Here is a 6,411-nt window from a genome sequence, read left to right as displayed (position 1 = left end):
TAGGTTTTTCGTAATTTATTAAAAGTCCATATCCTAACCGTGTTGAGTATATTTTAAACTACAGATGCTATTGCTTTGAGGGCGAAAATTTTCTCAATTATATCTTCAACTACCTTATCCGGTGTTGAAGCACCAGAAGTTACACCAACTTTAATTTCTCCTGCTGGTAGCCAATTTTCTGCAATTACTAATTCTCCTGTTAACTGCCGATGTTCAATGTTATTAATTGATTGAATCCGTTCTCCACAATCAATGTGATAGGAGGGAATACCTCGATCAAAGGCAATTTGTTGTAGTTGGGTAGTATTGGATGAGTTAAATCCACCAATAACTATGATTAAATCCACATTTTCTTCGACTAATTCTAACATAGCATCTTGACGTTCTTGAGTGGCATCACAGATGGTATTGAAATTTTGAAAATGCTGATTCAATTCTGCTGGTCCATATTTCTGCATCATTGTATGCTCCAGCATTTTACCGATTTGTTCGGTTTCACCTTTGAGCATGGTTGTTTGGTTAGCAATTCCTACTCGTTGTAAGTCTTGATCAGGGTCAAATCCTGCTGAACAGGCTTTGGAAAATTTGGCTAAAAATTCTTCACGATCGCCACCGTTGAGAATATAATTAATGACATATTCTGCTTCTTTTATGTTTAAAACAATCAAATATTTCCCGGCAAAGGAACTGGTGGCAACTGTTTCTTCATGCTTATATTTTCCGTGAATAATTGAAGTATAATCACCTTTTTTGTGCTTTTCTACGGTGTTCCATACTTTGGATACCCAGGGGCAGGTAGTATCAACAATTTGGCAACCTTTATCATGCAATATTTGCATTTCTTGAACACTTGCACCAAAGGCTGGTAAAATTACTACGTCACCACTATTAACAACAGAAAAGTCTTTCAGTTTGTCAATAACGGGAATAAATTCTACTTGCATTTCTTCCATTCGTTTATTCACAGATGGATTGTGAATAATTTCGTTGGTAATCCAAATCTGTTCTGTGGGAAAATGTTGCCGGGTTTCATAAGCCATAGCTACAGCCCTTTCTACACCCCAACAAAAACCAAATGCTTGTGCTAGTTGGATGGTGACATTACCACGTTTGATGGTGTAGTTGCGATCGCGGATTTCCTGAATTAAGTTACTCTGAAACTCAGATTGTAACTTGGTAGCAACTTCCGCTTGATGACCAAAACCTTTGCGATTGTAATTGTCTGAATGTTGGAGGCTACGTTTAAAAGCTTTTGTATCCATTTTAGATTGACCACTAATAATTACTATCTTTGATTTTCTCGTGTTTCGAGGTAATTTAGATGGAAAATTTGGATTTATATCCTAGTTTTTGAGTTGATATTTTTAGGTTTAGTTGATTGGGATGTTATTTGTTGGTTAGTATACATCTGTAAGGCAGTCCGCCAAACGAGATAACCTGGGGGACTCAGATGCAAACCATCGGTGGTAAAATCTGACCGAAGATTACCTTGTTTATCGGTGAATAAGGGATGTAAATTCAGATATTTCACCCCTTTTTCAGTAGCGAGATTATTCAATTTCTGATTCAAATTACGAATCCGAGGATTGGAAATTGCTAGGAGTTTTTCTTTTCCTTCCCAAGTTATTCCCTCCTCACCATGGGGCAAAATTGACTGAACGACAATTTCTGTTTGGGGGTGTTTTCTTTGCAAATAACTGATAATTTGCTGATAATTAGCTAAAATTTCCTGATCATCTAACCCGCGAATTAGATCATTAATGCCCACCATAATGAAAATCTTTTCCGGTTTGGTGCGATCAAAAAAATCTAATCTTTGCAATAATCCATTGCTAACTTCCCCGGATATGCCCTGATTTAGCCAGCTTCTATCCTCAGGTAATAACTCCGGTGGAAACCATAAACTCAGAGAATCTCCCGCTAGTATGGTTAATCGCTGGGGATTTTTCCTAGCAGTTATTTTAGCTTCTTGCTTGAGAATATCCAACCATTGGGGATAACTGAGTTTATGACGGGGTCCTAATTCTGGTGCTACATATTGATTTTTCCAGTTCAGGTTAACTGGTTCTGAGGGATCTGGAATAGCTGTGGTTGCTAACACAGGGGTTAGCTTTTGCTGTCGCCAAATCAATAAGACGACCGCTAACATTAGGATAATATTAGTTAACAGTGCGAATAGTCCCCAGACAGGAAAAGTTTTTACACGATTAGACACGACGAAGAAACATTACGGATATTGAGTTTAATTGTAAATCTGTCAGTTGTCAGTTGTTAGTTGTTATTGGGAAGAAAAATATTCTCCCCTACTCCCCTGCCTTTTACTTATTAGAAATCCGATCTGCAAATTCGGAGTTATAACCTTCTTCCCCGTGTTCGTTGATATCCAAGCCTTGATCTTCGGTTTGATCTGGGACTCGTAAACCAACTGTAGCAGCAATAATTTTCAGAATGATCCAAGTTCCTACACCAGCAATAATATAGGCTATGGCGATCGCTGCTAGTTCCACAAACAATTCACCGAAGTTACCGCGCAGTACCCCATCTTTACCTCCGCTATTTACTTCAGTTGTGGCAAAGATAGCTGTTAGAATCGCCCCGATAGTACCTCCAACACCATGTACAGGATAGGTATCTAGAGCATCATCAACCCGCAATTTGTGCTTGAAACTGACAGCATAGAAGCAGACGACGGAGGTAATGAAACCAGTTAAAATTGCGGCTACAGGGGTGACAAATCCTGCCCCTGGGGTGATTCCCACTAAACCGGCGACTGCACCTGTGGCTGCGCCAACTGCGGTGGGTTTTCCCCGTAATGTAGCTTCTAGAATCAACCACATCAACGCCCCGGCGGCAGCGGATGTATTAGTAGCAACAAAGGCGACTGTGGCTACCGTGCCAGCGGATAAGGCGCTACCAGCATTAAAGCCAAACCAACCAAACCAAAGTAAGCCCGCACCCAACAAAATAAAGGGGACGTTATGGGGAGGGCTAAGACGATCTGGATAGTTTTTTCTCGGACCGAGGACAATTGCGGCTACCAGTGCCGAAATACCGGAACTAATATGCACTACTGTACCACCAGCAAAGTCTAGAGCGCCGATGCCGCCGTATAAACCTAAGAATCCTCCCTTTGCCCAAACCATGTGTGCTAGGGGTGTGTAGATAAAGGTTGACCACAGAACTACAAATAGGCAATAGGCACGGAAACTCATGCGTTCGGCGATCGCTCCCGAAATTAAGGCTGGGGTGATAATTGCAAACATGGCTTGATAGATCATGAATGCTTGGTGGGGAATTGTCCCCGCATAGGAAACTACCTCCGCAGGGGCTGAACCTTGCAGATAACCTGTGGTTTCTACACCAACACCATTTAACCCTAGCCACTGTAAACCACCAATGAAGGGTAAACCAGGGGCAAAGGAAAGACTATAACCCCAAAGAACCCAGGTGACCCCCACAATCGCCATCAAAACAAAACTCATCATCAATGTGTTGAGAATATTGTGCGATCGCACAAACCCACCATAAAAGAATGCTAATCCCGGTGTCATTAGCATTACTAAAGCTGAGGAAATCAGCATAAATGCTGTGTCACCTGTATTCGGACTAGGCACGGTTGCTGAGGTTTCTGCCCAAGCATTTCCTGTTAACAACCCTACCAGTAAAAATAGAGTTAAACACCCAATGATAGTCAATTTTCTGAACACTTGTTTTCGTTCCTCTGCGTCTACGATATTTCTCTTCATTCAATACAATTCGTAGTATTTGCTACTTTTTTTTTCTGTCTTAAAAGCTACTCAACTTCTAATTTTCTAGTAAGTTTAACAAAAATCTTATGTTTTATGCGGGTTATATTTACGAAGTTATTTATTTTCTGATGCAATAGCCACATATTGTCCTGACGCAGACCACGGGCCGGTAACAATTTTCTTCTTCTTTATTCTTTATTCTTTCTTCTTCTTTCTGACTCCTGAACTCCTGATAGCGCAGCGTGGCGTTAGCCATACTCCTGACTGGGCGCAGGCCCTGCGCCCCTACCTCCTGACTCCTCCTATATAGCAACTCAATTGTTGGCAGATTCTTGAATATCGGATTTAGGTACAGCACTAGGTATTAATTCAGAAATTGGAGTTGAGTTTACTGGTGATGCCAACTTAGGTATTTCCTGGGATATTTCCGCAGGTGTAATTACACTAGCATTACTGACATAATAGCCAAATATCTTATCATAATTAGAGGCAACTGCTAAAAATACCCCACCTAAAATATATATTGGTAACGGAACAGGAACAGAAAAACCTCGTAACCACTTAAAAAATTCCGCTAAAGCAAACAGAATAAAAAAACATATAAGCCAAACTCTCATCATTGTATCTGCTCCCATACCAAGTCATCTTTTCACTTAATTTTAGTTGGAAATTTGTTGGGTTTCCTTGTGTCAACCCAACTTACAATAAATTAAGGAATCAAAACTTGTAACTCAAAAGTTGAACTTCCGTTTTTTCTGGCAAACTCTGAGAATTAACTAATACAGAATCATTGTTACTGCGGCGGACATTAATATTCACACTCTGCATCAAAGTTAGAAAATCATCTACTGGAGTAATGTCGCACTTGCCACTTTCAGCAGCTTGAGTCCGATAATGGGTAGGAATAACTAACTTAGGATTTAAGACATCAATTGCCTGTTTTGCTTCTTGATGATTATACGCTTTATCACTGCCGCCAACGGGAATAAATAATACATCAGGACGACCCATGAGAATTTTTTGTTCTAGGGTAATCGGTGCAGCAGAACCCCCCAAATGTAGCAGATTAATGCCACCTTGGTTTAATTTCCAGGCTATATTTTGCCCAAATTGTTTTCCACCCTTACGATCATGGTCTGTGGTAATTCCCTGAAATTTAACGCCCCGAAACTCATAGACACCCGGTTTATAAACTAATTTGGGATTTCCTGGTATTTTATCTATTGCCCCTTCATCCAATAATTGACTACTAATTAATACCAAATCTGATGCAACATTTGGGAGACGATATTTAGCTGTACAACCCAAATTGCTAAAGGGATTAATCAAAATTTTGACCTTACCATTGGTCAATAAAAAGCAGGTATGACCTAACCACTGAATTGATACACCACTAGATTGGGCATTTACTGGATCTTGATCACCTAAATTAGTAACTATAGCCGTTATTAAACCTGCTCCAGCATAGCCTATCAATTGTCGTCGTTTCATAAGAATACTGCCTTACAAAGTTCGCAAAAAATTTCTCAGCAATTCCTTACCCAAGGCAGTTAGGACACTCTCTGGATGAAATTGGACTCCTTGAATGTGAGGATATTGCCGATGTCTCACGCCCATAATTGTGCCATCTTCTACCCAAGCTGTAATTTCCAATACTTCCGGGCAAGTTTCCCGCTCAATCACTAAACTATGATATCTGGTAGCGGTTAAAGGATTTTCTAAACCTTGAAAAATTCCTATGCCTGTGTGGGAAACCTGAGAGGTTTTTCCGTGCATCAATTCTGGGGCGGAGACAATTTTACCACCGAAAACCTGACCAATACTTTGATGTCCTAAGCACACGCCTAAAATCGGTAGTTTATCTCCTAATTGGGCGATCGCACTGAGGGAAACTCCCGCATCATCTGGACGACCAGGTCCAGGGGAAATCACCACTGCGTCGGGGTTCAATGCCCTAATTTCATCTATAGTAATCTTATCGTTTCGTACCACTTGCAGGTCATCAGCAACTGGGAAATCTACTGCTAATTCCCCCAGGTATTGTACTAAATTATACGTAAAGCTATCGTAGTTATCAATGACTAATATCACAATTTTTACCTAATTTTATTTAAAAATATCAAAGATGTTCCCTGAAAACGTCTCTACTGTTCACAATCTACCATTTAGAAAGTAGACATAATTAATGTTGCTAAAGGAGGAAATATTAATGTAGAAGCAACCAATAGTGCTACTAAAGCAGACACAAGTACAGCACCAGCAGCACAGTCTTTAGCAACTTTTGCCAACTCATGATAAGACTGTTTGACCGTTAAATCTACAATTGACTCAATAGCAGTATTCACTAACTCTAGAGTTAAAACTAAACCACTGGTAATAGCAATTATAGATATTTGTACTGTTTCTAACTGTAAAAATACACTTAATCCAATAGCTAAAGCGCAGACAGCTACATGAATCCGAAAATTCCTTTGAGTCTGAAAAGCGTAGGTAATTCCAGCCCAAGCATACTTAAAACTAACAAATAGATTAGAGGCAATCTGCCAGGAAAGTTCCCTATCTTTGGACACGAGTGTTGGTAAGCTATTATTGGTTGATGACGATGAGACTTTTGGGGGCATAGAGGTGAGAGTGGGGGATGTGGGGGGAGTGGGGGAGGGAG

The 6,411-nt window shown here is 40.2% G+C and carries 7 protein-coding genes; all 7 read right to left on the bottom strand.

Annotated features, from left to right (window positions below; genetic code table 11):
- Positions 1–53: 53 nt before the first annotated feature.
- The 7 genes from FJR37_RS25285 to FJR37_RS25255 all read right to left on the bottom strand — a co-directional run bounded on the left by FJR37_RS25285 (position 54) and on the right by FJR37_RS25255 (position 6,370).
- A complete protein-coding gene (locus FJR37_RS25285) occupies positions 54–1,262 on the bottom strand; it encodes a 4-hydroxy-3-methylbut-2-enyl diphosphate reductase (RefSeq protein WP_168467439.1) in 1,209 nt (402 codons plus the stop codon).
- A gap of 74 nt (positions 1,263–1,336) precedes the next feature.
- Positions 1,337–2,215 carry an SGNH/GDSL hydrolase family protein gene (locus FJR37_RS25280; RefSeq protein WP_168467438.1) on the bottom strand — a complete coding sequence of 293 codons (879 nt, stop codon included), beginning with the start codon at positions 2,213–2,215 and terminating at the stop codon, positions 1,337–1,339.
- Between the two features lie 103 nt (positions 2,216–2,318).
- Positions 2,319–3,746: an ammonium transporter gene (locus FJR37_RS25275; protein ID WP_305765065.1), complete on the bottom strand. Its 1,428-nt coding sequence runs from the start codon at positions 3,744–3,746 to the stop codon at positions 2,319–2,321.
- 317 nt (positions 3,747–4,063) lie between these two features.
- Positions 4,064–4,366 carry a hypothetical protein gene (locus FJR37_RS25270; protein ID WP_168467440.1) on the bottom strand — a complete coding sequence of 101 codons (303 nt, stop codon included), beginning with the start codon at positions 4,364–4,366 and terminating at the stop codon, positions 4,064–4,066.
- A gap of 100 nt (positions 4,367–4,466) precedes the next feature.
- Positions 4,467–5,240 carry an MBL fold metallo-hydrolase gene (locus FJR37_RS25265; protein WP_168467437.1) on the bottom strand — a complete coding sequence of 258 codons (774 nt, stop codon included), beginning with the start codon at positions 5,238–5,240 and terminating at the stop codon, positions 4,467–4,469.
- Between the two features lie 12 nt (positions 5,241–5,252).
- Positions 5,253–5,840 carry an aminodeoxychorismate/anthranilate synthase component II gene (locus FJR37_RS25260; protein WP_168467436.1) on the bottom strand — a complete coding sequence of 196 codons (588 nt, stop codon included), beginning with the start codon at positions 5,838–5,840 and terminating at the stop codon, positions 5,253–5,255.
- Positions 5,841–5,914: 74 nt separating this feature from the next.
- Entirely contained in the window at positions 5,915–6,370 is a 456-nt protein-coding gene (locus FJR37_RS25255; protein WP_039204722.1) for a diacylglycerol kinase family protein, read from the bottom strand.
- Between the last annotated feature and the right edge of the window lie 41 nt (positions 6,371–6,411).

Source organism: Aphanizomenon sp. UHCC 0183 (genome assembly GCF_009712065.1).
GTDB lineage: Bacteria > Cyanobacteriota > Cyanobacteriia > Cyanobacteriales > Nostocaceae > Dolichospermum > Dolichospermum heterosporum.
Note: the sequence above shows the minus strand (reverse complement) of the source record. Positions and strands in the feature narration are given on the sequence as shown.

Bases quoted from the DNA above. Each gene is read 5' to 3' on its own strand.
- FJR37_RS25285 (WP_168467439.1), bottom strand. From the start codon at position 1,262: ATGGATACAAAAGCTTTTAAACGTAGCCTCCAACATTCAGACAATTAC.
- FJR37_RS25275 (WP_305765065.1), bottom strand. From the start codon at position 3,746: ATGAAGAGAAATATCGTAGACGCAGAGGAACGAAAACAAGTGTTCAGA.
- FJR37_RS25270 (WP_168467440.1), bottom strand. From the start codon at position 4,366: ATGAGAGTTTGGCTTATATGTTTTTTTATTCTGTTTGCTTTAGCGGAA.
- FJR37_RS25265 (WP_168467437.1), bottom strand. From the start codon at position 5,240: ATGAAACGACGACAATTGATAGGCTATGCTGGAGCAGGTTTAATAACG.
- FJR37_RS25255 (WP_039204722.1), bottom strand. From the start codon at position 6,370: ATGCCCCCAAAAGTCTCATCGTCATCAACCAATAATAGCTTACCAACA.